Origin of the sequence: Ideonella sp. (assembly GCF_041287625.1) — a bacterium.
Classification (GTDB): Bacteria; Pseudomonadota; Gammaproteobacteria; order Burkholderiales; family Burkholderiaceae_C; genus Ideonella.
Map to the genome: position 1 here is coordinate 76,594 of NZ_JBGGNH010000025.1, position 23,944 is coordinate 100,537.

General features: G+C 69.1%; 18 protein-coding genes and 1 pseudogene. 11 read left to right on the forward strand and 8 right to left on the reverse strand.

The window, feature by feature from the left end; genetic code table 11:
• The first annotated feature begins 6 nt into the window (after positions 1-6).
• Complete coding sequence (locus tag ACAH41_RS09895; protein ID WP_325652736.1) at positions 7-603, forward strand: flavodoxin family protein; 597 nt, start codon at positions 7-9, stop codon at positions 601-603.
• Here the strand turns inward: ACAH41_RS09895 and ACAH41_RS09900 are convergent.
• On the reverse strand, positions 579-2,081 hold the full coding sequence (locus ACAH41_RS09900) for a PLP-dependent aminotransferase family protein (RefSeq protein ID WP_370538275.1): 1,503 nt from the start codon (positions 2,079-2,081) through the stop codon (positions 579-581). The genes ACAH41_RS09895 and ACAH41_RS09900 overlap by 25 nt on opposite strands.
• Before the next feature lie 83 nt (positions 2,082-2,164).
• Between ACAH41_RS09900 and ACAH41_RS09905 the strand changes: the two genes are divergently transcribed.
• The 3 genes from ACAH41_RS09905 to ACAH41_RS09915 are packed head-to-tail and all read left to right on the forward strand — an operon-like array spanning position 2,165 to position 4,735.
• Positions 2,165-2,617 carry a GNAT family N-acetyltransferase gene (locus ACAH41_RS09905; protein WP_325652739.1) on the forward strand — a complete coding sequence of 151 codons (453 nt, stop codon included), beginning with the start codon at positions 2,165-2,167 and terminating at the stop codon, positions 2,615-2,617.
• 15 nt (positions 2,618-2,632) lie between these two features.
• On the forward strand, positions 2,633-3,361 hold the full coding sequence (locus ACAH41_RS09910) for a GNAT family protein (protein ID WP_325652741.1): 729 nt from the start codon (positions 2,633-2,635) through the stop codon (positions 3,359-3,361).
• 57 nt (positions 3,362-3,418) lie between these two features.
• Positions 3,419-4,735, forward strand: coding sequence for an Nramp family divalent metal transporter (locus ACAH41_RS09915; RefSeq protein ID WP_325652742.1), 1,317 nt, complete (start codon positions 3,419-3,421; stop codon positions 4,733-4,735).
• Positions 4,736-4,752: 17 nt separating this feature from the next.
• Here ACAH41_RS09915 and ACAH41_RS09920 read toward each other — a convergent pair whose 3' ends face one another.
• Positions 4,753-5,220: a MarR family winged helix-turn-helix transcriptional regulator gene (locus ACAH41_RS09920; protein WP_141287270.1), complete on the reverse strand. Its 468-nt coding sequence runs from the start codon at positions 5,218-5,220 to the stop codon at positions 4,753-4,755.
• A gap of 25 nt (positions 5,221-5,245) precedes the next feature.
• Positions 5,246-7,684 carry a membrane-bound PQQ-dependent dehydrogenase, glucose/quinate/shikimate family gene (locus ACAH41_RS09925; RefSeq protein ID WP_325652744.1) on the reverse strand — a complete coding sequence of 813 codons (2,439 nt, stop codon included), beginning with the start codon at positions 7,682-7,684 and terminating at the stop codon, positions 5,246-5,248.
• A 199-nt stretch (positions 7,685-7,883) separates the two neighbouring features.
• Between ACAH41_RS09925 and ACAH41_RS09930 the strand changes: the two genes are divergently transcribed.
• Complete coding sequence (locus ACAH41_RS09930) at positions 7,884-8,831, forward strand: M14 family metallocarboxypeptidase (RefSeq protein ID WP_325652745.1); 948 nt, start codon at positions 7,884-7,886, stop codon at positions 8,829-8,831.
• A gap of 264 nt (positions 8,832-9,095) precedes the next feature.
• Positions 9,096-10,430, forward strand: a complete 1,335-nt coding sequence (locus ACAH41_RS09935; RefSeq protein ID WP_325652746.1) for an alkaline phosphatase PhoX — start codon at positions 9,096-9,098, stop codon at positions 10,428-10,430.
• A 70-nt stretch (positions 10,431-10,500) separates the two neighbouring features.
• On the opposite strand, the gene ACAH41_RS09940 is transcribed toward ACAH41_RS09935, so the two are convergent.
• A complete protein-coding gene (locus ACAH41_RS09940) occupies positions 10,501-11,394 on the reverse strand; it encodes a LysR family transcriptional regulator (RefSeq protein WP_325652747.1) in 894 nt (297 codons plus the stop codon).
• Positions 11,395-11,527: 133 nt separating this feature from the next.
• Between ACAH41_RS09940 and ACAH41_RS09945 the strand changes: the two are divergent.
• A pseudogene (locus ACAH41_RS09945) lies at positions 11,528-12,287 on the forward strand (SDR family oxidoreductase).
• Positions 12,288-12,327: 40 nt separating this feature from the next.
• Here ACAH41_RS09945 and ACAH41_RS09950 read toward each other — a convergent pair.
• From ACAH41_RS09950 to ACAH41_RS09960, 3 genes are all read right to left on the reverse strand, one after another.
• Positions 12,328-15,921, reverse strand: a complete 3,594-nt coding sequence (locus tag ACAH41_RS09950) for a M1 family aminopeptidase (protein ID WP_325652749.1) — start codon at positions 15,919-15,921, stop codon at positions 12,328-12,330.
• Between the two features lies 1 nt (position 15,922).
• Entirely contained in the window at positions 15,923-16,828 is a 906-nt protein-coding gene (locus ACAH41_RS09955; RefSeq protein WP_325652751.1) for an ABC transporter ATP-binding protein, read from the reverse strand.
• Positions 16,829-17,128: 300 nt separating this feature from the next.
• A complete protein-coding gene (locus tag ACAH41_RS09960; RefSeq protein ID WP_325652766.1) occupies positions 17,129-17,773 on the reverse strand; it encodes an NAD(P)-binding domain-containing protein in 645 nt (214 codons plus the stop codon).
• A 198-nt stretch (positions 17,774-17,971) separates the two neighbouring features.
• Here ACAH41_RS09960 and ACAH41_RS09965 point away from each other — a divergent pair, with 198 nt between their 5' ends.
• Positions 17,972-18,895 carry a LysR family transcriptional regulator gene (locus ACAH41_RS09965; protein ID WP_325652753.1) on the forward strand — a complete coding sequence of 308 codons (924 nt, stop codon included), beginning with the start codon at positions 17,972-17,974 and terminating at the stop codon, positions 18,893-18,895.
• Positions 18,896-18,924: 29 nt separating this feature from the next.
• On the opposite strand, the gene ACAH41_RS09970 is transcribed toward ACAH41_RS09965, so the two are convergent.
• Positions 18,925-19,743 carry an IclR family transcriptional regulator C-terminal domain-containing protein gene (locus ACAH41_RS09970; protein WP_325652755.1) on the reverse strand — a complete coding sequence of 273 codons (819 nt, stop codon included), beginning with the start codon at positions 19,741-19,743 and terminating at the stop codon, positions 18,925-18,927.
• A 103-nt stretch (positions 19,744-19,846) separates the two neighbouring features.
• On the opposite strand from ACAH41_RS09970, the gene ACAH41_RS09975 reads away from it, so the two are divergent.
• Genes ACAH41_RS09975 through ACAH41_RS09985 form a run of 3 tightly spaced genes read left to right on the forward strand, consistent with a single transcriptional unit; the run spans position 19,847 to position 23,155 of the window.
• On the forward strand, positions 19,847-20,842 hold the full coding sequence (locus ACAH41_RS09975; protein ID WP_325652757.1) for a tripartite tricarboxylate transporter substrate binding protein: 996 nt from the start codon (positions 19,847-19,849) through the stop codon (positions 20,840-20,842).
• 15 nt (positions 20,843-20,857) lie between these two features.
• Positions 20,858-22,363 carry an AMP-binding protein gene (locus ACAH41_RS09980; RefSeq protein ID WP_325652759.1) on the forward strand — a complete coding sequence of 502 codons (1,506 nt, stop codon included), beginning with the start codon at positions 20,858-20,860 and terminating at the stop codon, positions 22,361-22,363.
• 9 nt (positions 22,364-22,372) lie between these two features.
• Entirely contained in the window at positions 22,373-23,155 is a 783-nt protein-coding gene (locus ACAH41_RS09985) for a citryl-CoA lyase (protein WP_325652761.1), read from the forward strand.
• Positions 23,156-23,944: the final 789 nt, after the last annotated feature.

The following is a 23,944-nucleotide window of genomic DNA, read 5'->3' on the forward strand; positions in this document are numbered from 1 at the left end:
AACCCCATGCCCACCATCGCCCTCGTCTATTTTTCCCAAGGCGGCAGCACGCACCTGCTGGCCGAGCAGATCGCCGCTGGCGCGCGCCAGTCCGGCCAGGCCGGCGTGCAGCTTGTCCGTCTGCACGGCACCCAGGTCCACGAAGGCCGCTGGCAGGACGACGCGGCGCTGGCCAAGCTCAGCGCTGCCGACCTGATCGTCTTCGGCGCGCCCACCTTCATGGGCGGCCCGGCCGCGCAGTTCAAGGCCTTTGCAGACGCCACCGCCGGCCTCTGGTTCGGCCGCGCCTGGACCGGCAAGCTCGCGGCAGGCTTCACCACCAGCGGCAGCCCCAGCGGCGACAAGCTGGCCACATTGAGCTACCTCTCGCTGCTGGCCGCGCAGCACGGCATGCACTGGCTGAGCTGGGATGCGCTGCCACGCCAGCCCGACGGCACCAACCACCTCGGCAGCTTCCTCGGCCTGATGGGCCACAACCCTGCTGGTCCGGGCGAAGCACCGTCGCTCAGCGAGGCGGACGCGCTGTCCGCCCGCCGCTTCGGCGAGCACCTGGCGCGCATGGTGCAACGCTGGTTGCCTCAGCCAGCAGCCTTGCCCGCCTGAGCCTTCGCAATCCGCCCCAGCCGCTTCACCATCGGCCCCATCTGCTCCGCCGAGGTGTTGCCATAACCGATCACCAGGCCGTTGTCCTCTGGCAGCGGCCGCATCGCATGGCTGGACAGCGCGCCCACGCCCAGGCCTTGCCGGCGGGCGGCGTCGACGATGGACTGGTCGCGCAGCGCTGGCGGCAGGCGCACCGTGAGGTGCAGGCCGCCCTGGCCGCCGAGCACCTCGTGGGCCACGCCCAGCTGCGTGGCCAGCGCTTCGCGCAGGGCCTGCTGGCGTTCGCGGTAGAGGCGGCGCATGCGGCCGAGGTGGCGGGCGAACTGGCCGCTTTCGATGAAGCGGGCCATCGCCAGTTGTTCCAGCCGGTGGCCGCCGCGCAGCAGCTCGGCCATGGGGCCGGCGGCTGCGTCCTGCAGTGCTGCCGGCAGCACCAGGAAGCCCAGGCGCAGCGCGGGGAACATGGTCTTGCTGAAGGTGCCGATGTAGAGCACCGGCGCGTCGGGCCGCAGGCCCTGCATCGCGGCAATCGGCTCGCCCTGGTGGCGGAATTCGCTGTCGTAGTCGTCCTCGATGATCCAGGCGCCGGCCTCGGCTGCGCGCTGCAGCAGGTCCAGCCGGCGCGCCACCGAGAGCACGGCGCCGGTGGGGTACTGGTGGGCTGGCGTGGCCTGGATCAGGCGCGGTGGCGCCTCGCGCCAGGCTTGTGGGGGCGCCTGCAGGCCTTGCGCGTCCACCCGCATCGGCACCAGCTTCAGGTCGCCGGCATTGAAGGCGGCTCGCGCGCCGCGGTAGCCCGGGTCTTCCAGCCACACGGTGTCGCCAGGGTTGGTGAGCAGGCGCACGCACAGCGCGAGCGCCTCCTGCGCGCCCTCGGTGACGATGACCTGCGCCGGTTCGCAGCGCACGCCGCGCGAGGCGCGCAGTTGCCGGGCCAGCGCCTCGCGCAGGGCCGGCTCGCCGAGAGGGTCGCCATAAGCCAGCGTGGCCGGCAGCGCTTCTTTCAGCACCTGCTCGTGGGCGCGCCGCCAGGCTGCGAGCGGGAACTGGGCCAGCGCCGGAATGCCGGGCGCCAGCGGCAACGGGCCGGGCGCCGCACCGCGCGTGGGCTGCAGCCGGGACAGGCGCTGCGCGGTCTGCGTGGGCGCCTGCGCCGCAGGCACGGGCTTCGGCCTGGCCACCGGGCGGCCCTGCAGCGCTGCCACCCGCGTGCCCTGCGTGTCGGCCACCACAAAGCCTTCGGCGGCCAGTTGCTCGTAGGCGATCAACACGGTGTTGCGAGCCACGCCCAGCGATTCGCTCAGCGCGCGAGAGGACGGCAGCTTGCCGCCGGCCGGCAACTCACCGGCCAGGATGGCCAGCTTGAGGCGCTGGGTCAGCTGGGTCTGGCGCGGCGCGGCGCCGGGGCCGCGTGCCAACGGGCCGGCGAGCAGTGGGGAGTCCAGGGTCATCGGAATCATGGAAGGTCGTGGTTCCATCGAAAGTCAATGGCGTGGTACTTTTCATGATGCCACGTTGCGCCTATCGTGCATGCTTCCACTGACTGCATTCGCAGAACCGCATGACTGCCTCCACCCTGCAGGTCCGGCCGCTGGCCGAAACCGATTTCGACGCGTGGCTGCCGCTGTGGCGCGGCTACCAAGCCTTTTACAAGACCGACCTCCCGCTGGCGACCACGCAGACCACGTTCGCCCGTTTCCTGGACCCGTCCGAGCCGATGTTCGCGGCCCTGGCCGAGCGGGACGGCCGGGTCGTCGGCCTCGTGCACTGCATCCGCCACCGCAGCTGCTGGACCGTCGGCGACTACTGCTACCTGCAGGACCTGTTCGTCGACCCGGAAGTGCGTGGCGGCGGCGTGGGCCGCGCGCTGATCGAGTGGGTCTATGCCCAGGCCGCGGCAGCCGGCTGCTCGCGCGTGCACTGGCTCACGCACGAGACCAACACCGAAGCCATGAAGCTCTACGACCGCATCGCCAGCAAGCCTGGCTTCGTGCAATACCGCCACCTGCTCTGACCCACCGAGACGACCATGATCCAGGACCTGCACTTCAACGAATACGGCCAGCCTGTCGGCCCCAGGCTCGAAGGCTGGCAGCCGCGCGCGCTACCGCCGCGCACGCCCCTGGCGGGCCATTGGTGCCGCCTGGAGCCGCTCAGCGTGGCCAGGCATGCCGAGGCGCTGTACGCCGCCTACAGCGTGCAGGCAGACGGCCGCGACTGGACCTACATGCCGGCCGGCCCGTTCCCTTCGATGGCTGCGCTCACCGAATACCTCACCAAGGCCGAAGCTTCGGCTGACCCGCTGCACCACGCCATCATCGACAACGCCACCGGCCAGGCCGTCGGCACGCTGGCGCTGATGCGCATCGACCCCGCCAATGGCGTCATCGAGGTCGGCGCCGTGGCCTATTCGCGGCTGGTGCAGCGCACCCCCATGGGCACCGAAGCGCAGTTCCTGTTGATGCAGCGCATCTTCGACGAACTCGGCTACCGCCGCTACGAATGGAAATGCAACGCGCTGAACGCCCCCTCGCGCCGCGCCGCCGAACGCTACGGCTTCCAGTTCGAAGGCATCTTCCGCCAGGCCGCCGTCATGAAAGGCCGCAGCCGCGACACCGCCTGGTTCTCGATGCTGGACCACGAATGGCCAGCCATCCGCCCGGCCTTCGTGCAATGGCTGGCGCCGGAGAACTTCGACGCGAAAGGGCAGCAGCGCAGCCGGTTGGGGGAACTGGTGAGGGGCGCGTTAGGTCGCTGACACGGCGCATGCTTTGGTCGCGGTGCAGCTGCGGCCGCGTCGCCGAGAATCGGCGGCATGTTTGGTCTGCCCACCACGGCCACGGCGCCGTTCTGTCCGTCCGAGGTTCGCGGCTCGGTTGATGTTTCCTCCTCGCAGCCGCTGTGGAAGCGGCTGGCGAAGGTGGCCGGGCCGGGGTTGCTGGTGTCGGTCGGCTACATGGACCCGGGCAACTGGGCGACCGACATCGAGGCCGGTTCGCGCTTCGGGCCGGCGCTGCTGTGGGTGGTCGTGCTGTCCAGCGTGGCGGCGATGCTGCTGCAGACGCTCGCGCTGCGCCTCGGGCTGGTCACCGGGCTGGACCTGGCGCAGGCTTGCAGGGCGCGCTACGGGCCGGCGGTGAACCGCGCGCTGTGGGTCATGGCCGAGCTGGCCATCGTGGCCTGCGACGTGGCGGAGGTGCTGGGCACGGCTTTGGCGCTGCACCTGCTGTTTGGCATGTCGCTGCTGGCGGGCATTGCGGTCACCGCGCTGGACACGCTGTTCGTGCTGGGCCTCAAGGGCCGCGGCTTTCGGCAGGTCGAGGCCATCGTGCTGGGGCTGGTGATGACGATTGGCGTGTGCTTCCTGGTGCAGATCGTCCTGGTCCGCCCGGACTGGCATGCGGTGGCGCAGGGCCTGGTCCCGACCGGCCTGGTGCTGCACGACCCGCGGGCGCTGATGCTGGCAGTCGGCATCCTCGGCGCGACCGTGATGCCGCACAACCTCTACCTGCATTCGTCCATCGTGCAGACGCGCCACTTCGCGGCGGACGACAAGGCCAGGCGCGAGGCGATCCAGCTGTCCACCTGGGACACGGTGATCTCGCTGTCGCTTGCGCTGCTGGTCAATGGCGCGATCCTGACGCTGGCGGCTTCGGCCTTCCATGCCAAGGGCCAGACCGAGGTGACCGAGATCCAGCAGGCCTACCACCTGCTGGACCCGCTGGTCGGTGCATCCATCGCGTCGGTGCTGTTCGGCGTGGCGCTGCTGGCGGCAGGCCAGAGCTCCACCTTCACCGGCACCATCGCCGGCCAGGTCATCATGGAAGGCTTCCTGAAGCTGAAGATCCCGTGCTGGCAGCGCCGCCTGGCCACGCGCGTGCTGGCACTGGTGCCGGCTTTTTTCGGCGTGTTGTGGCTGGGCGAGGCGGGCGTGGGCACGATGCTGGTCGGCAGCCAGGTGGTGCTGAGCCTGCAGCTGCCGTTTGCCATCTGGCCGCTGTTGCGCCTGAATGGGGACGCGAAGCTGATGGGCCGCTTCCAGTTGCGCGGTGCCTTGAAGCTCGCCGCCTGGGCGCTGCTCGCGCTGATCTGCGTGGCCAATGTCGCGCTGCTGCGTGAACTGCTGACCTGAGCTGGCGGCTCAGCCTCTCAGACCCTGCGGTGCTTCGCCAGCTTCTGCAACAGCTCCAGCAGCATCACCCGCTCACCGGCACTGAGGTGCCTCAGCAGGTCTTGTTCCATCGTCAGCGACACCTCGTGCGCCTTCGCTGCCAGCACTTCGCCGGCCGCCGTGAGGTGCACGTTTTGTGCGCGCCGGTCCGTCTCGCTGCGCACCCGCGCCAGCAGGCCTTTTTCGCTGAGCTTGTCCAGCATCAGCGTGATGTTGGCGGCGGTGACAGCCAGCGTCTGCGCGAGCTGCTTGCCGTTGATGCCCGGATTGAATTTCACCAGCACCAGGGTCGTGAACTCCACCGGCCGCAGGCCGAAGGGCTCGGCAATGCGCTTGAAGAAGATCTTCTTCAGCGGAATGTCCGCCTGGGCCAGCTGGTAGCCCAGCAGGTGTGCCAGGCAGGTTTGATCGACGCCGGGTGCGTGGGGTTCGGGGGCGGAGGACATCCGGCCAGTGTAGTGAGCACGATGGTCAGTGCGAGAGCGAATACGCCACCACGTAGTCCCCCCGTTCCGGCGACTGGCGTGCGCCGCCGGCCGAGATCAGCACGTATTGCCTGCCCGTCTTCGGCGAGCGGTAGGTGATGGGCGTGCCCTGGCTGCCCACGGGCAGGCGCGCCTTCCAGAGCTCCTGGCCATTGCCGCTGTCGAAGGCGCGCAGGTAGAAATCCTGCGTGGCGGCGAAGAAGACCAGGCCGCCCTGCGTCGTCAGCGAGCCGCCGATGGTCGGCATGCCCACCGGCATCGGCAGGCCCAGCCGCACGCCGTGCAGCACCGAGTCGCGCACGGTGCCCAGCGGCACTTCCCAGGCCACCTGGCGGGTGTCCAGGTTGACGGCGGTCAGCGAGCCGAAAGGCGGTTTCTGGCAGGGGATGCCGATGGGTGAGAGGAAGCGGTCCTTGACCACCGAATACGGCGTGCCCTTCAGCGGCACCGCGCCCATGCCGGCGTTCACCGCTTCGGCCCCTGCAGGCGCCGAAGCGCCGCCGCTGGCCGGCTGCTGCGGCACCATGCGCACCCACAGCCCCAGGCGCATGTCGTTGGCATAGAGGGTGTTGGTGTTCGGGTCGATCGACAGGCCGCCCCAGTTCATGCCACCCAGCGAGCCAGGGAAGCTGAGCGAGGTGTCGGTGCCGGGCGCGGTGTACAGGCCGTCATAGCGCATGCCGCGGAAGGCAATGCGGCACATCAGCTGGTCGAAGGGCGTGGCGCCCCACATGTCGGCCTCGGTCAGCGTCTGCGCACCGATCTGCGGCATGCCGACCGACATCGGCTGCGTCGGCGCGTAGGGCTCGCCGGGAATGCCGGCCGGCTTCACGGGAGTCTCGATGACGTTGGTCAGCGGCTTGCCGGTGGCGCGTTCCAGCACGTAGAGCTGGCCGGCCTTGGTGCCGAAGACCAGTGCTGGCACGGTGCCGCCTTCGGTCTTCTTGAAGTCGAAGAAGGTGGGCTGCATCGGCACGTCGAAATCCCAGAGGTCGTTGTGCACGGTCTGGAACAGCCAGCGCTGCTGGCCGGTGGTCGCGTCCAGTGCCAGCATCGAGGCGCCGAACTGGCGGTCGCGCGCGGTGCGCTTGGCGCCCCAGAGGTCGATGGCGGCGCTGCCGGTGGGCATGAACACGGTGTTCAGCGCCGGGTCGTAGGACATGGGGGCCCAGACGTTGGGCGTCGAGCGGGTGTAGGTCTTGCCGGGCGCGGGGGCCTGCTTGTCGTCCGGGTTGCCGGGGTCGAAGGCCCAGCGCAGCGCGCCCGTGATGACGTCGTAGCCGCGCGCCACGCCGCCGGGCATGTCCAGCGCCACGTTGTCCGCCACCCGCCCGCCGACGACCACCGTGGTGCCCGCCATCGTCGGGGCCGAGGTCAGCGCGTACAGCGGGTCTGGCGCGTCGCCCATGCCTTCGCGCAGGTCCACGCGGCCGTTGCGGCCGAAGTCCGGGCAGAAGTCGCCGGTGTCGGCGTCCAGCGCGATCAGCTCGTCGGCGATGGTGTTCATCAGGATGCGCCGCTGGCACGGCGCGCCTTCCGCCGCCATGGCCGGTGGCACTGGGCTGCTGCCCGGGTCGGTCGGCTGCAGCAGCGGCTGGTTGGCATCGAAATAGGCAAGCCCGCGGCAGCGCATCCAGACCTTGGCATGGGCGTCGATCACGCGCTTCCACTTTTCCGCGCCGGTGTCGCCGTCCAGTGCGATCACGTTGTTGTGCGGCGTGCAGAGGTAGACGGTGTTGCCGATCTGCAGCGGCGTGAGCTGGTCCTCCGCGCCATTGCCGTCCGACTGCGGCACGTCGCCGGTGCGGTAGGTCCAGGCCACGGTGAGATCGCCCACGTTTTGGCGGTTGATCTGGTCCAGCGCGCCGAAGCGGTCGCCACCCGGGCCGTTGCCATAGTGCGACCAGTTGGAGACCGCGCTTTCGGCAGGGGCTGGCATCTGGCCCGAGGCAATGGTCGTGTGGTGGATGCCATGCGGCTGGAACATGCCCCAGGCGGTGCCCACCAGGCCGGCTAGCAGCAGTGCCGACAGGCCCATGAACAGGCCCGTGCGCGGCGCGAGGGCCGCGCGGCGGCGCAACGCCGGCTGCACCAACAGCACGAGCAGCAGCAGTCCGGCGAAGGTGAAGAGGCGCGCATGCAGGGCCCAGAAGTCCAGCCCGGCTTCCCACAGTGCCCAGCCCACGGTGGCGGCAAATGCCAGCGCATAGATCACCAGCGCCGAGCGCTTGCCGCGCATCAGCAGCGCGCCCGAGACCACCAGCGCCAGGCCCATGGCCAGGTAGTAGGCGCTGCCCGCCCTGGCGATCAGCAGGGCGCCGCCCGCGGCCAGCGCGAGGCCGATCAGGACCAGCACACCGCCCAGCGCTGCGGCGGGCCAGGGGGTGGAGATGGGCGCGGCGGCGAAGGTTCCTGTATGGCGCATGGGCTTCCCGGTGAGCAAGAAGAAGTGCCGGCAGGGCGCAATGGCCACTGCTGCCTGGCGGCTGCAGCGGGCGGACCCCGCGCGCGCCGCATGCAGGCCAGTGTAGAAGCGTGCGGAATTCGCCTCGGGCCAAGGGGCTTGGCGGCGGCACGCCGCGGTGTATCGTGCGCGGCATCGCGCCAAAACCAGGGTGGCTTTCGTGAGCACTTCTCCATCCATCACGCCCTATCCCATCGGCACGCCAGGCACGCCCTGGGGTGCCGCCGAACGCGCCGCCTGGCTCGCCCGCCAGCCTCTTCGGAGAAGCTACGCCGATGAGGTCGTGGCGCCGCTCAAGGCGCTCACCGCCCGCCTGCCCGCCCAGGCCGAGCTGTTCCAGTACGGCACGCTGGACTACACGCGCCTGGGCCTGGGCAGTTATCCGCTGTGGGCGGTGCGCAGCCGTGCATGGCGCGCCGATCATCCGGTGGTGCTGGTCACGGGTGGCGTGCACGGCTACGAGACCAGTGGCGTGCAGGGCGCGCTGCAGTGGCTTGAACATGAATTCGGCCGCCATGCCGAAGGCGTGAACCTGCTGGTGCTGCCGTGCATCAGCCCCTGGGGCTACGAGACGGTGAACCGCTGGAACCCCGATGCGCTGGACCCGAACCGGCAGTTCAAGCCGGCCAGCCCGGCGGCCGAGTCGGCGCTGGCCATGGCCTGCGTGGCAGCCAACTGCACCCGGGTCGACCTGCACGTGGACCTGCATGAAACCACCGACACCGACAACAGCGAGTTCGGGCCCGCCAAGGCCGCGCGCGATGGCGTCGCGTTCGACTGGCACGCCATCCCCGACGGCTTCTACCTGGTGGGCGACACCGAGCGCCCCGCGCCCGGGTTCCAGCGCGCGCTGATCGAAGCCGTCCGCCGTGTGACCCACATCGCCGAGGCCGACGAACACGGCTGCATCATCGGCGCGCCGCTGCAGCAGGCCGGCGTCATCCACTACCCCAAGCGCGCGCTCGGCCTGTGCGGCGGCATGACCGCTGCCCGCCTGGTCACCACCACCGAGGTCTACCCCGACAGCCCCACGGCCAGTCCCGCCCAGTGCAACCAGGCGCAGGCCGTGACAGTCACCGCGGCGATCGAGTATCTGCAGCGGGCTTGAGGGCGGTTGTCGTCCCCGAAGCGCATAAGCAACCGGACCCTGTGGGCCGGCTGCGCCATCGGCGGGGTGGGGCACCGCGCCTGCTACTCGGCGACGCGTGTTCATGTCGAGTCTTGCGCGCGGTCGTGAGGTTGACGTTGACGCTTGGCGTGTCACCGGCGCGCCATGCGCGGCTGTTACAACTCCGGTTTTGAACCAACCCGGGGAACCCAGGTGCCTTTCGACGACAAGAACACGCTTTCACGACGGACTGTTCTGAGAGGCATGACCGCGGTCAGCCTGGCGCACATCCTGAGCGCTTGTGGCGGCGGGGACGACGATGGTCGCGACGACAGCTACGGCCCGCTGTCGGCGCAGAACGGCACCATCTCGCTGCCCGAGGGCTTCCGCTACGTGGAGCTGGCGGCGGCCGGCTCCCTGATGAGCGATGGCCGCACGATGCCCGGCGCCCACGACGGCATGACCTGCTTCGCCGGACCCGACGGCACGCTGCTCTTGCTGCGCAACTACGAGCTGTCGTCCAGCGATGCCTTGGTCGACGACACGCGCTTCTACGACGGCCTCGGCGCGGGCGGCGTCACCGTCACGGTGTTCGATCCTGCCAGCGAAAAGGCGGTCAAGAGCTTTGCGGCCTTGCTGGGCACGATCGAGAACTGCAACGGCGGCACCAGCCTGAGCGGCGCCTGGCTCAGCTGCGAGGAGACCACCGATGGGATCGGCGCCGGCTACACCCAGCCGCACGGCTACGTGTTTGAGGTGCCCGCCACGACCACGGCGCTGATCGAGACGCCCGTGCCGCTCAAGGCCATGGGCCGCTTCGAGCACGAGGCTGCGCGCCAGGACGCGAGCACCGGCGTGGTCTACATGACCGAGGACAACGGCGACCCGGCCGACGGCTTCTACCGCTTCGTGCCGGCCGACAAGATGGACCTGTCCCAGGGCGGGCAATTGCAGATGCTGGCGGTCAAGGGCCGGCCGCAGCTGGTGCTCTACCGGGGCCAGACCGTCGGCGTGGAGTACAAGACCGAATGGGTCGACATTGCCGATCCCGACCCGGTGGACGCCGAAGACGAGCCGGCCGCCGTGTTCCTCCAGGGGCTGGCCCTGGGCGGGGCCCAGTTCATGGGCCTTGAGGGCATGGCGCTGCAGGACGGCGTGGCCTACTTCGTCGGCTCTGAGGCTGGCGACAAGGAATTCGGGCAGGTGTGGAGCTTCACGCCCGACGGCGACGGCGGCACGCTCAAACTGCTGTACGAGTCGACCGATGGCTCGGTGCTGGACCAGCCCGACAACATCACCGTCTCACCCAACGGGGCGGTCGTGATGTGCGAGGACGGCGACGGCGAGGACGAGGGCGGCGACAACTGGCTGCGCGTGCTCACGCCCAAGGGCAAGGTGTTCGACTTCGCCCAGAACATCAAGCAGATCGACCTGAACCTCGTGGACGATGAGGACTACCCGGAGCCCGGCAAGTCCTTCGGCGTCAGCGAGTTCTCGGGCGTGTGCTTCAGCCCGGACGGGAAGTGGATGTTCCTGAACGTCCAGTACCCCGGCCTCACGCTCGCCATCACCGGCCCCTGGGAGCGCGGCGTGCTCTGAGCGGCCTTGAGGGGCGAGGCAACGCAGCGGGCCTTGCTTGGCAGCAGCGTGTCTCGCCCTGCATGCACCCTCAGCTCGCCCCCGCCATCCGTTCCGCCAGCCAGTCCACGAACACTCGCACGCGGGAGGACAGCTGGCGCGCATGCGGGTAGAGCACCGAGACCGGCATCGGGGCCGGGCGCAGTTCCGGGAAGACCTCCACCAGCTCGCCGCTTTGCAGCTGCGCCTCGACGTGATAGCGCGGCACCTGGACAAACCCCAGGCCGGCGAGGCAGCAGGCTGAATAGGCGTAGGCGCTGCTGACCGTGACCGGACCGCGCAGCATCAGGCTGCGCTTCTCGCCGTCCACCAGGAAGTCGAAGGGCAGCACGCGGCCGCTGCTGCCGGCGTAGTTGACGGCGTCGTGTTGGCGGAACTCATCCAGCGTCTGTGGCGTGCCGCGCCGCGCGAGGTAGCTGCGGCTGGCGCAGGTCACCAGGCCCAGCAGCGCCACGCGCCGGCCCACCATCGAAGAGTCCTTCGGTTCGCCGGAGCGCAGCACGCAGTCGATGCCTTCGCGCACCAGGTCCACCAGCCGGTCACCCAGGCCGATCTCCAGCTCGATGTCCGGGTAGCGCGCGTGGAACTCGCCCAGGTGCGGCAGCACGAAATGCAGCGCCTGCGTGCCCTGCAGGTCCACGCGCAGCTTGCCTTTGGGCCGCAGCTGGGCGCTGCGGAACAGGTCCTCGCTGTCGCCCACGTCCTGCAGGATCTGCTGGCAGCGCAGGTAGTAGGCCTCGCCGTCCAGCGTGGCGCTGACGTGCCGGGTCGTGCGGTTCAGCAGGCGCACGCCCAGCCGCAGCTCCAGCTGCTGCAGCGCCAGGCTGACGGAAGCGCGCGGCAGCTGCAGCTCGTCGGCCGCCTTGGTGAAGCTGCCCAGGTCGACGATGCGCACGAACAGGTGCATCGCATCCAGCCGGTCCATGCACACCTCGATTGTTTAGATGGATTGGATTCTGATGGATTGAACGGCTTATTTATTCGAATCGGGAAGAACAATAAATTGGCGGTACGGGATCGGACCACGGTCCTGCCACCAAACCCATCAGGAATCCGCCATGAACACCCCAGCAACTTCCACCAGTCCTCGCGTCGCCATCGTGACCGGCGCTTCACGCGGCATCGGCGCCGCCATCGCGCAGCGCCTGGCGGCCGACGGCCACGCGGTCATCGTCAACTACGCCGGCCGCGCCGACGAGGCCGCACGCGTGGTCGAAGCCATCCAGTCCAGCGGCGGCCAGGCGCTGGCCGTGCAGGCCGACGTGGCCGACCCTTCGGCGGTGCGCGGGCTGTTCGACGCCGCGGCGCAGGCCTTCGGCCGCATCGACGTGCTGGTCAACAACGCCGGCGTGATGCCGCCGCAGCTGCCGATGCTGGTCGACACCGAAGACGCAGAGCTTCGACAAGCTGTTCGCGATCAACGTCAAAGGAAGTTTCAACGCGATGCGCGAAGCCGCCAGGCGCCTGGCGCCGGGCGGCCGCATCGTCAACTTCTCCAGCAGCCTGGTCGGCACCGCGCTGCCCGGCTATTCGGTCTACGCCGCGACCAAGGCCGCCATCGAGACCATGACCCTGGTGCTGGCCCGCGAGCTGCGCGGCAAGAACATCACCGTCAACGCCGTGGCGCCCGGCCCGACGGCCACTGCGCTGTTCCTGGACGGCAAGTCGCCCGAGCTGGTCGAACGGCTGGCCAAGGCGCCGCCGCTGGAGCGCCTGGGCGAGCCGGCGGACATTGCCAACACCGTGGCCTTCCTGGTCGGCCCCGATGGCGGCTGGATCAACGGGCAGACCTTGCGCGCCAACGGCGGCATGGTCTGAGGGTCTGGCTGCTGGGCAGGCGCCTCGCGCTGCCGAACGCTCAAGGGCTTTCGATGCGGCTCAGGTTGTCCTCCGAGTTGCGGTCGATTCGCTTGTTGTACGGGTCCACGCCCACCCAGGCCGGCGCCTGGTCCACCACCACGGTGACCGTCTGGCGGCCGGTGTGGATGGCCTGCTGCGCGAAGGACAGCACCGATTTGGCGGTGTAGCCCGGCCGGCCCGGCTCGGCGCTGAAGACGCCGATGTCGAAGGGCTCGGCCAGCGGCGCTTCGGTTTCCTTGCCCTTGCCGTCGGCGTAGAACTTCTTCGCTTCGACGACGAAGCTGACCTCGTACTTGCCGTCGGCGCGCCGGACGGCCTTGGCCTGCGATGCCTTCACGTCCAGCAGCGTGATCTTCTCGAACAGGTCGGTGATCAGTTGCTGGTGTTGCGGGCCCGCTTCGGCACGCAGGATGCGCAGGAAATCCAGCGAGTTGGCATACGGCGCGGGCTTGAACGCATGCTGCTTCAGCAGCGCGGCCATGGCGCGGTTGACCACGTCCTCGCCCACCACCTCCTTCAGCCAGTACATGGCCAGCGAGCCCTTCTGGTAGTGGATGTAGGGCTGGTTCTCGACGCGGTCCAGCGGCAGTTCTTCGACCACCTCGCCCCCGCGCGAGCGCAGGTAGCGGTCCAGCTCGTACTTCAGGAAGCGGCGCATCTGCTCCTTGCCGTACAGCCGCTCCATCACCAGCAAGGCAGAGTACTGCGCGAAGCTTTCGACCAGCATCGTGCCGCCCTGCTGGCTGCTGGGCACGAGCTGGTGGCCCCACCACTGGTGGGCGATCTCGTGCGCGGTGACGTAGGTGACCACGTCGATCTTGTCTTCGTCGCCCAGCTTGGTGAGGAAGCCCAGGTTCTCGGAGTACGGGATCGTGTTGGCGAAGCTCTGCGCGAAGTCGGCGTAGCTCGGGAATTCGAGGATGCGGGCCTGGCGGAACTGGTAGGGCGAGAACTTCTCGCTGAACAGCGTCAGCGAACTTTTCATGGCCGCCAGCATGCGCGGCACGTTGTACGCGTGTTCGGGCTGGTGGTAGACGGCCAGGGCGATCTTCCTGCCGGCCACGCTGAGCGCGTCGGTCGTGACGGCGTAGCGGCCGGACTGGATGGAGAAGAAGTGGTTGATGGGCGCATCCGGCTTGAAGTGCGCGCTGCGGCGGCCGTTGGCCATCGTGTCGCTGAGCGTGTAGCCGGGGGCGATGGGGACCTGATCGGCGTCGGTCGTGACCGTGATGTCGGCGTCCACCCAGTCACTGTCGGCCCGCAGCAGCGAGTGCGCGCGGCCGGCTTCGTCCTCCAGCGTTGGCGGACGCAGGTCGGCCGGCAGCCCGTGCTTGCGGCGCTTGGCGCGGTCCTTCAGGAAGTCGTCGCGGTTGATGCCGATGCTGGGCGAGATGGCGCTGTTCTCGATGAAGCTGCCGTTGTCGACCAGCCGCGTCAGTGGCGCGCCATTGGAAAAGCCCCGCTGCTGCAGCGTGGTCTTGAACGCCAGGGTGCGCACTTCGCCTGGCTGCATGGCCGGCTGCAGCCGGTAGATGCGGTAGGACCACTGCGCGTATTCCTTCTGCAGGCTGGCGCCCGGCAGTGTCACTTCATCGAGCTGCATGGGCTTGGCCCAGCTCAGGTGCAGCTCGGAGATCGGCTGCCCGCTTCGGTTCTCGATGCGGTAGCTGCCGCTGGTCACCGCCTTGGTTTCCTTGGGATAGAGCTGCACATCGAGCGTGACGGTCGTGACGCGCGGCATGGGCAACTTCTCGAAAGGCAGCAGCTGGCGCTCGGCCTCGGCGAGGGATGCCTCGCGCTCCGGCGCGGGCATGTACTCGTTCAGGATGTTGGTGTTCCAGAAGATGAACGCGCCGCTTGCCACGAAGGTGGCCAGCGCAGCGCCGCCAATGGCCAGCGCACCACCGCGCAGCCGCTGGCGCGCGCCTGGCAGTCGAAGCCGCAGCGGCGACACCACGCCCCGGCGCCAGAAGGCATGAGCGCAGACGGCGAGCAGCGTGGCGAACGCGCTCCAGTACAGATGGAACCAGCTCTGGCCGATCCAGAAGCGCGCCATGCCGTTCATGTCCGACAGTGGCACCGGCGGCGTGCCGCCGTAGTTGTAGAGGTTGTGCTCGAAGCCCGCGGAAGCCAGCGCGACATTGGCCACCAGGTACAGCAGCATCAGCCCCCAACCGATGAACTTCTGCGGCACCAGCACCTGGACGAAGACCGACAGCACCGCCAGCTGCAAGGCCCCCACGACGGTGGGCCAGACGAACCACAGCAGGTAAGCGCCGAGCTGGAAGTGTGTGTAGCCCTTGAGCAGCTGCACCAGCATGCCGGTCAGCACGGCCACCAGCGAAGAGGCCACGAGCACCAGGGCGATGGCCGCGATCTTGGGCACCAGGTGGGCCCAGTCCGGCGCGGCGGTGGCGTCCACGATCTCATGCATGCGGCGTTCGCGGTCGCGCCAGACCAGCTCGCCGCCGTAGTAGATGGCGATGATGACGGGCATCAGCGTGAACGCGCCCTGCAAGGCCTGCACCATCAGCCGCGTGACGGGGATGTTGCTCGCGCCGTACCACTCGCCCGTGTACCAGGCCGTGCCAGCGGCATTGATGACGCCGATGAACAGCAGCACGAAGAAGGTGGGGCTGCGGAACACGAAGGCCATATCGAAGCGCGCCAGCGCGGCGAACTGCGCACGGCGGGTTGCCGCGTCGCTGCGCGGCATGGGCAGCGGCCCGCTGCGTGCCACGGGTGCCGTTCCTGCGCGGGCCGGCTTGGGCGCTGCCTTGCTGCCGCGCACCTCGAAGCGGAAGCGCCACCAGGCGCCCGCGAAGAGCGCCAGGGCAATGCCGGTCCACAGCACGCGGTTGGCCAGCAGCAGGCCTGTGATCTCGGGCAGGCGGGTGTTGCGCTCGGCGGCGGTCCAGTACTTGGTGACGATGCGAAGCGCCGTCAGGCCGAAGGGGTCGCTCAGGGCTGCCAGCGTGTCGTGCTGCACGTCGCGCAGCAGGCCGCGGGTCACGAAGAACAGCACCAGCAGCGTGACGGCGCCCACGTAGGTCCACATCATCGAGCGCGTGGCCGTGGCCAGCGCGAAGAAGGCGGCGCCGGTGATGAGCAGCGTCGGCAGGCCGAACACGAACAGCGCGTACAGGTAGTCGCCCGGCACGAAGGGGCCGATCTTCTCGGCGTCCAGCCAGGGCATGGCCGAGCCCACGGCAATCGCCAGCGGCACGGCCGCCAGGACCAGCAGCGCCGCCGCGACCGCGCCGGTGAAGCGCCCGGTGAGGTAGGCGCCTTTGCCCACGCGCGTGCTGCGCAGGATGGGCGCAAAGCCGGTCTCGTCGTCCCGCAACACCGTGCCGGCCACCATCGCCACGACGATGAAGACTGCGAAGACATTCATGATGCTGAGCGTCTGCAGGATCGCGTAGGGCGAGTTGATGTTGACGTTGCCACGGCTGCCGATCTGGATCTGGTCCACCGTGGTGGCGCCGAAGGTCAGCAGGAAAAAGATCAGGCAACCGACCCAGAACACCGGGCTCCTGAGCTGGTAGCGCCATTCGAAGGCGGCCACGGGGGCGAACATGCGGGCAGACATGTCAGGCCGCCTTCATGTCGGCAGCGGCCGGCTGGGCGGCGCGGTGACGGTAGAGGGTGGAGAAGTACACGTCCTCCAGCCCCGGCTCGGCGGGCGTGAAGCCGATACCGGGTGAGGCATCCGCCAGCACCCGGATCACGGTGCGGCCACCGCGCAGGCGGGTGGCGATCACCGCGTGGCGCGCCTTCGCGGTGTCGAGTTCCTGCTTGTCGATGCTGGCCTGCCAGATGTGGCCCTGCAGCTCGGCGATCAGCGCGGTGGGCGTGCCCGCCTGCACGATGCGCCCGCCGACCAGGATGGCGGTGCGCGGGCAGAGGTCGGTCACGTCGTCGACGATGTGAGTGGAGAGGATGACCACCACGTTTTCGCCGATCTCGGCCAGCAGGTTGTTGAAGCGGTTGCGCTCCTCCGGGTCCAGGCCCGCGGTGGGCTCGTCCACGATGATCAGCCGCGGGTTGCCGATCAGCGCCTGCGCGATGCCGAAGCGCTGGCGCATGCCGCCTGAGAAGCCGGCGATGGCCGACTTGCGCACCTCCCACAGGTTGACCTGGCGCAGCAGCGCTTCAACCGTCTCGCGGCGCTCGCCGCGGCTGGCAATGCCCTTGAGCACCGCCAGGTGGTCCAGCATGTCGGCGGCCGAGACGCGCGGGTAGACGCCGAAGTCCTGCGGCAGGTAGCCCAGCGTGGCGCGCAACGCATCGGGCTGGGCAATCACGTCGATGTCGCCGAAACGGATCTGCCCGGCGCTGGGCACCTGCAGCGTGGCCAGGCAGCGCATCAGGCTGCTTTTGCCGGCGCCGTTCGGGCCCAGCAGGCCGAACATGCCGGCGGGGATCTCCAGCGACACATCGTCGAGGGCGCGCACGCCGTTGGGGTAGGTGTGGGTGAGTTGGCGGATCGCAAGCATAGGGCACCGTGCGGTGCGGCCGACGGGCCGCGCATGGCGGTGCACTTTAAAGAGCAGGCGGGGCCAACAGGGCAGGGCTGCGATGAACAGCGAGGAGCGGGGTACAGGCTGTCCGCAGGCGAGATCGGCGGCGTGGCGGGCGCCATGCGTCCCGCATCAATCGCCAGCTTCAGCCACCTGCCTCAGCAGGCCTTTGATGTGTCGCCGAGGCCCAGCCAGTCACTTCCTCCCACATCCATTCCTGGCCGCAGGAGGCGTCATTCCCACGCCACCGCAGGAGCGCAACAGGCAGCCGCGGTGCTAGATCTTGATGAAGTTCGTCGCCGCCAGCGGTCCGAAGGGGAGTTCCGCCAGTCGTCCGCCGACCGCCAGGGAACCGAGGTCGACGGCAAAGTGGCCGATGGCTTCGAGGATCTTCCGAACTTCGGCCTTCGCTTCGGCATCGTCGCCCGAATAGAACTGGACTCGCTGGCCGCCCGAGACTTCCGGCTGTGTCAGCACCTTCACATCGAGGTGGTTCAACGCCTTGACGACCCGTGCGCCGGGAACGAACTCGCGAAAGACTTCGCTCGAATACCTGCCCTGCAGATCAATGGCCTTGATGCCGTAGGCGGCGAGCGGGTTGCTCGGGTCCTTCGCGTCCGGCGAGTCGGGGTCGAGGAACTCGACCGGGTTGGTGCCGTCGATGACGATGCGGCCGTTCCATGCCGGCAGGCCACCCAGGGCCCGGCCGAGGTCAACCCAGCGCACGGCGACCAGGACGATGTCGGCGGCGGCGGCCTGCGCCACCGTGCCTGCCTTGATCGTGGGCCCCAGTTCCTCGACCAGGGCTGCCAGCGAAGCGGGTCCGCGTTGGTTGGCGATCGTGGCCGACAGGCCCTTGCGCGCAAGCGCCCGTGCCACGTTGGCGCCGAGCGCGCCGGAACCGATGATGCCGATGTTCATGGTCTTGTCCGTTGATTCGTTGGGGCCCTGCTGCGTCGAGCCCGTGGTGATGTCGGTGGGTGCTTGGGTGGATTGGGTGGAGGACATGCTTGACCTTGCCTTGGTGGATCCGATGCCCGCAGCTTAGGAAATCCGCCATTGGGTGACTAGCCGGCACAATTGGATTTCACTCATCCATTTGTGCAAGGAATCATTCAGATGCTGGACCTCAACGACGTTGCCGTGTTCGTGCAGGTGGTGCGCTTTGGCAGCTTCGCGGAGGCTTCGCGGCGCCTGGGTGTTCCTCCGAACACACTGAGTCGTCGCGTGCAGCAGCTCGAAACGCGGCTTGGCACCCGGCTGATGCAGCGCTCCACGCGCAAGCTGGCGCTCACCAGCGCCGGGCAGGCCTTCCATGACCGCTGCGCCGGCGCGGTGGACGGGCTGGTCGATGCAGGCCAGGAACTGATGTCTGGCAGCCAGGCGCCCGGCGGCCTGGTGCGGGTGGCCGCGCCGGCCGATTTCTTCGACTTCTTCCTGATGGCGTGGCTGGCGGAGTTCCTGGCCGCACATCCCCGGGTTCGCGTGGACTTCGTGCTCAGCGATGCGCGAGCCGACCTCATCGCCGAACGCGTCGACGTCGCGATCCGCGGCGGTCCGCTGGAGGACTCAGGCTTGTTCGCGCGCAAGGTCCTGGACGCCGGCCTCGACGGCCTGGTGGCCAGCCCTGCCTACATCGCCGCGCGCGGCGCTCCGGGCACGCCGCAGGACCTGGCGGACCACGACTGCCTGGGCTTCGGTCATGCCAGTGGCCGTGTCACCTGGCGGCTGTCCGGGCCCGGTGAAACCGAAGCAGAAGTGCAGGTGGCGGGCCGCTTCAGTGGCAACACGGTGCAGGCCTTGCGCAAGGCCGCGCTGGCCGGGCTGGGCATCGCGCTGCTGCCGTCCACCTTGACCCGGCGTGACCTGCGGGCCGGTCTGCTGGTGCCTGTGCTGCCCGGGCACCACCGCGAGGGCCATGGCGTGAACCTGGTCTACCCAAGCCGGCGCCATCTGCCACCCGCCGTCTCGGCGTTCATTGACTTGGTGGTCGACAAGCTGGGGGCGGTCGAAGAACTGCCGGCGGCTTACGGCCCGGCCTGAGCGAGGCAAGCGCCGCGCTTGCTGGCCGGTCACAACCCCTTCGGCACCACCTCCGCCAGTGCTCCCCGCATCCACTTCACGATCTGCTGCTGCCTGTCCTTCTGCATGCGCGCCACCGTGCTGGCCACGCTGATGCCAGCCAGTGGCGCGCCGCGGGCGTCCCGCACGGCCATGCCGACGGCCAGGATGTTGCGCGCGGCGTGGTTGCCGATCAGCGACCAGCCGCGTTCGCGGGTGGCGCGCACCAGCAGCTGCATGCGCTCGGGGCTCATGCCGCCGTAGGTGGGCAGCAGCGGGGCATTGGCGGCCAGCGTGTGGGCGACTTCTTCGTCCGGCAGCGCGGCCAGCAAGGCCAGCCCGGCGGCGCCCACGCCCAGCGGCTGGCGCGAGCCGACCTCGATCACCAGGATCTGCACCGGGTGCGTGCCGACCTGGCGGGCGATGCAGTGCGAGGTGGGGCCCTCGCGGACGATGGCAAAGGCGGCGTCGCCGCTGGCGGCGCTGATCTTCGCCAGCACCGGTTGCAGCCGTGCGGCGATGCCGGATGGGCCGGGGCGCACGCGGGTAGTCGCGCCCAGGCGCGGGCCGACCACCAGGCGAAAGCGCCCCTGGCGCGCCAGGTGGCCGCTTTCCAGCAGCGTGTGCAGCAGCCGGTGCACGGTGGCGCGCTCCAGGCCGGCGGCGCGGCACAGGTCCACCACACGCAGACCCTCGGGCGGCGCGTCCATCACCAGGTCCAGCAGCTGCAGGCCGCGGCGCAGCGTGCGTGCGCCGGGGTCATCGGGTACGGGTGTTGAAGACTCAACGTCCGGCTGGCGGACGTTTTGACTCGCAGTGCGGGTGGGCATGGCGAAGAATCGGTGTCGTCGGAAGCTGCAGTGTGCCGCGGTGCCGACCGAGCCGGGCGCGGTCGTGCTGCGGGCTTGCCAAGATCAGAACAGGAGACAAGCCATGAAGATTTCCTCCCTTGCGCCGCGCCGCCGTTGGCTGGCCGCCGCCTTGTGCAGCCTGGGCCTCGCGGCGGTGCCGTTCGCCCGGGCCCAGACCGCCACGCCCTGGCCGACCAAGCCGATCCGCCTGGTGGTGGGCTACGCCGCCGGCGGCGCCACCGACGTGGTCGCGCGCCTGGTCGCCGGCAAGCTGGGCGAGCGCCTGGGCCAGCCGGTGATGGTGGACAACCGCACCGGCGCGAACAGCAACATCGGCGCCGAAGCCGTGGCCCACGCGCCGGCCGACGGCTACACGCTGTACGTCTACACGGTCGCCAACACCGTGAACGCCTCGCTCTACGAGAAGCTGGGCTACGACCCGCTGAAGGACTTCGAGCCCATCGGCCTGATCGCCCGCGTGCCCAACCTGCTGGTGGTCAACCCGGCGCTGCCGGCGAAGAACGTGGCCGAGTTCGTGAAGCTGGCGCAGGCGCCTGCGGGCCTGAGCTTCGCGTCCTCCGGCAGCGGCTCCACCATCCACCTGTCGGGCGAGTTGTTCAAGATCGTCGCCAAGGCCAACCTGCTGCACGTGCCATACCGCGGCAGTGCACCGGCGCTGACCGACCTGATGGGCGGCCAGGTCCAGGCCATGTTCGACAACACGCCCTCGGTGCTGCCGCACGTGAAGGCCGGCAAGCTGCGCGCGCTGGCCATCACCAGCGCGCAGCGCTCGCCGCTGCTGCCGGACGTGCCCACGCTGGCCGAGTCCGGCTTCCCCGGTTTCGACGTGCAGTCCTGGTTCAGCCTGGCGGCACCCGCCGGCACGCCGCGCGCCGTCATCACCCGGCTCAACAGCGAGCTGAACAAGGTGCTGGCCGAGCCAGAGATCGCCCAGCGCCTGCGCGACATGGCCGCCACGCCCGAACCCGGCACGCCCGCGCAGCTGCAAAACCTGATCACCGCCGAAGCCAAGCGCTGGCGCGACGTGATCAAGCAGGCCGGCATCAAACCCGACTGAGCAGGACCACCTTTCATGCACCCGATCGACTTCTTCTGGCGCGCCGCTGACCGCTGGCCCGAGCGCATCGCCATCGACGCGCCCGAGGGCCTGCTGCGCTACGACACGCTGGCCGCGCACGTCAGCGCACTGGCGGCGGCCTTCATCGCGCTGGACCCGACGCCGCAGAGCCGCGTGGGCATCTGCGCGGCGAATAGCACGGCCCACATCGTTGCGCTGCTGGCGGTGCTGGCCAGCGGCAAGGTGTGGGTGCCGTTGAACGTGAAGAGCACCGCCCCCGAGATCCGGCGCCTGGTGGACGCGACCGAACCCACGCTGCTGGTGGCCGACGCCGACGGCATGGCGCTGCTGGGCGACGCGCCGGGCACGCGCATCCATTGCGAAACGGGCCAGGACAGCCTGGACATCGCCTCGCTGGCCGCGCAGCACGCCGGCGCGCCGCGCCCGGTGATCGACCTGCCAGTGGAAGCCACGCAGGCCATCAAGTTCACCGGCGGCACCACCGGTGCGCCCAAGGGCGTGATGCAGCCCTACCGCGCCTGGCTGGCCAACATTGCCAACCAGGTCCAGGCCTGGGGCTTCGACGAAGACGAACGCTACGTGCTGGCCGCGCCCATCACGCACGGAACCTCCACCTACCTGCTGCCCATCCTGGCGCAGGGCGGCTGCCATGTGGTGCTGGCCGGTGGTGGCGCCGAGGCCGTGCGCCAGGCCTTCAAGACTCGCGGCGGCACCGCCTGCTTCATGCCGCCCACCTTGATCTACATGCTGATGGCGCTGCCCGATGCCTCGCGGGCCGACTTCCCACAGTTGCGCCGCCTGATCTACGGCGGTGCAGCCATGCCCCCCGAGAAGATCCGCGCGGTGCGTGCCTTCTTCGGCCCGGTGCTGGGCACGACCTACGGCCAGACCGAGGCGCCGCAGATCCTCACCGTGATGCGGCCAGAGGACTTCGAGGACGAGGCCAACTGGGCCTCGGTCGGCCGCACCACCTGGTTCAGCGACGTGGCCGTCATGGCGCCGACCGGCGAATTGCTGCCGCGCGGCGATGTCGGGGAAGTCGTGGCCCGTGGCGACCTGCTGATGAGCGGCTACTGGCGCCTGCCCGAGAAGACCGCCGAGACCCTGGTGGACGGCTGGCTGCACACCGGCGACCGCGGCCTGATCGACGACCGCGGATTCCTGTACCTCAAGGACAGGCTGAAGGACCTGGTCATCACCGGCGGCTTCAACGTCTACCCGGTGGATGTGGAAAACGCGCTGGGCCAGCACCCGGCGGTGCACGAATGCGCGGTGTTCGGCGTGCCGGACGACAAGTGGGGCGAGGCCGTGCAGGCCGCGGTGCAGTTGCGGCCGGGCCAGCATGCGGCCGAGGCCGAGCTGATCGCCTTCGTGCGCGAACGCCTGGGGCCGGTACACACGCCCAAGCGCATCCATTTCCACGCCAGCCTGCCGCGCTCGCCCGTTGGCAAGGTGCTGAAGGCGGCCGTGCGCGAACTCGCGCTGGCGCCCTCGAACTGAAAGTCAGCCATGACCACTTCTTCAAAGACCCGGGCCGCGCCCACCACAAGCCTGTGCCGCCACACGCTGACCAGCCTGCACTACGGCGGCGCCAACCTGGTCGACGACCTGATGGGCCAGAAAACCTTCACCGAGGTGCTGCTGATGCAGATCCTCGGCCGCACGCCGCGCCCGGTCGACATGCGCATGGCAGATGTGGTGCTCATCGTGCTGATGGAACACGGCCTCACGCCAAGCGCCATTGCCACCCGGCTGGTCTACATGAGCGCGCCGGAAAACCTGCAGGGCGCCGTCGCCGCCGGCCTGATGGCCGTGGGCAGCAGCTTCGTCGGCACGATGGAAAACTGCTCACGCCTGCTGGACCGCCTGCAGGCCGCGGCCGACCCGCAAGCTGAAGCGCTGCTCATCGCCCGCGAACACCAGGCCCGCAAGCAGCCCGTGCCCGGCTTCGGCCATCACCTGCACAAGCCGGTGGACCCGCGCGCCTACAAGCTGCTGGACCTGGCCCGCGCCGAACCCGAGTTGCCCGGCGCCCACCTGCGCGCCCTCGAAACCCTGTCCCGCGCGGTCGACACCGTGGCCGGCAAGCCCATCACCCTCAACGCCACCGGCGCCGTCGCCGCGCTGCTCGGCGAGATCGGCGTGCCGACCGAAGTCATGCGCGGCTTCGCCGTCATCTCGCGCGCCGCCGGGCTCGTCGCCCACGTCGTGGAGGAACAGCAAAGCCCGTCGGGGCGCTTCATCTGGGAGACGGTGGAGCAGGCGATTCCGTTTGTGGCGCCAGATGCGTAGGACCGGGCGTGGAGGAAGTGCGCGGAACGCAGTGGATGCGGCAATCCTGATACGCCGTGTGCTGCCTGAGATCGGCGATCACGCCGCGGCATCTTTCTTCTTGCGCGCTGTGGGTCTGGCCTTCTCAGGTGCTTCTCCTGGCGCGCTCAAGGCGTAGAACTCATGCAGCTTCAATCTTGTCGTTGCCCCCTGTTCAACTCGCCGGCTGGCCTTCGGGCATTGTCGATGCAGCAAGCGCAGGCTTCCGTCGTGGCTTGAGCTTCCATGCAGGCTTCTCGATGAGCCTCCACGAGAGATATGCAAGCGGTAACGTCACGGAGATCGTCACCGCGAGGAGCAAGGCGATGGGCCGATCCTTGCCGAGCAGGAGGACCCCACCTGTTGTACCGGCCACGCCCACAGGTACGTCCCGTACGACAGGTCACCAAACGCGGCGGCGTGTCGCACCGGAGCCCAGCTCTGCAACCCAATGATGACTGCGGCATACGGCACCAGGTGCAGAGCAGACCGGCCGCAAACGTCCGGGCATCACATCTCGACTGTGGCCGCACCAATCGGTGTTTCGACTCTGCGCGCCGCTGGAAAGCGCCCGGAGTCTCGTACGCATCCCATCGGATGCTCCATCACGCTCGATGTGGCAGTTGACGCGCTAGTACAATATCCCGTAAATAAGTTTAACTATTCAGGTCGAGATACGGAGCCAGCATGTCGACGACCAGGGCTGTGACTTCGGGGAGGTTGCCAGCGCCCGGCAGCGGCTCCCAACGTCCGGTGTGGCTGCGGAATGCT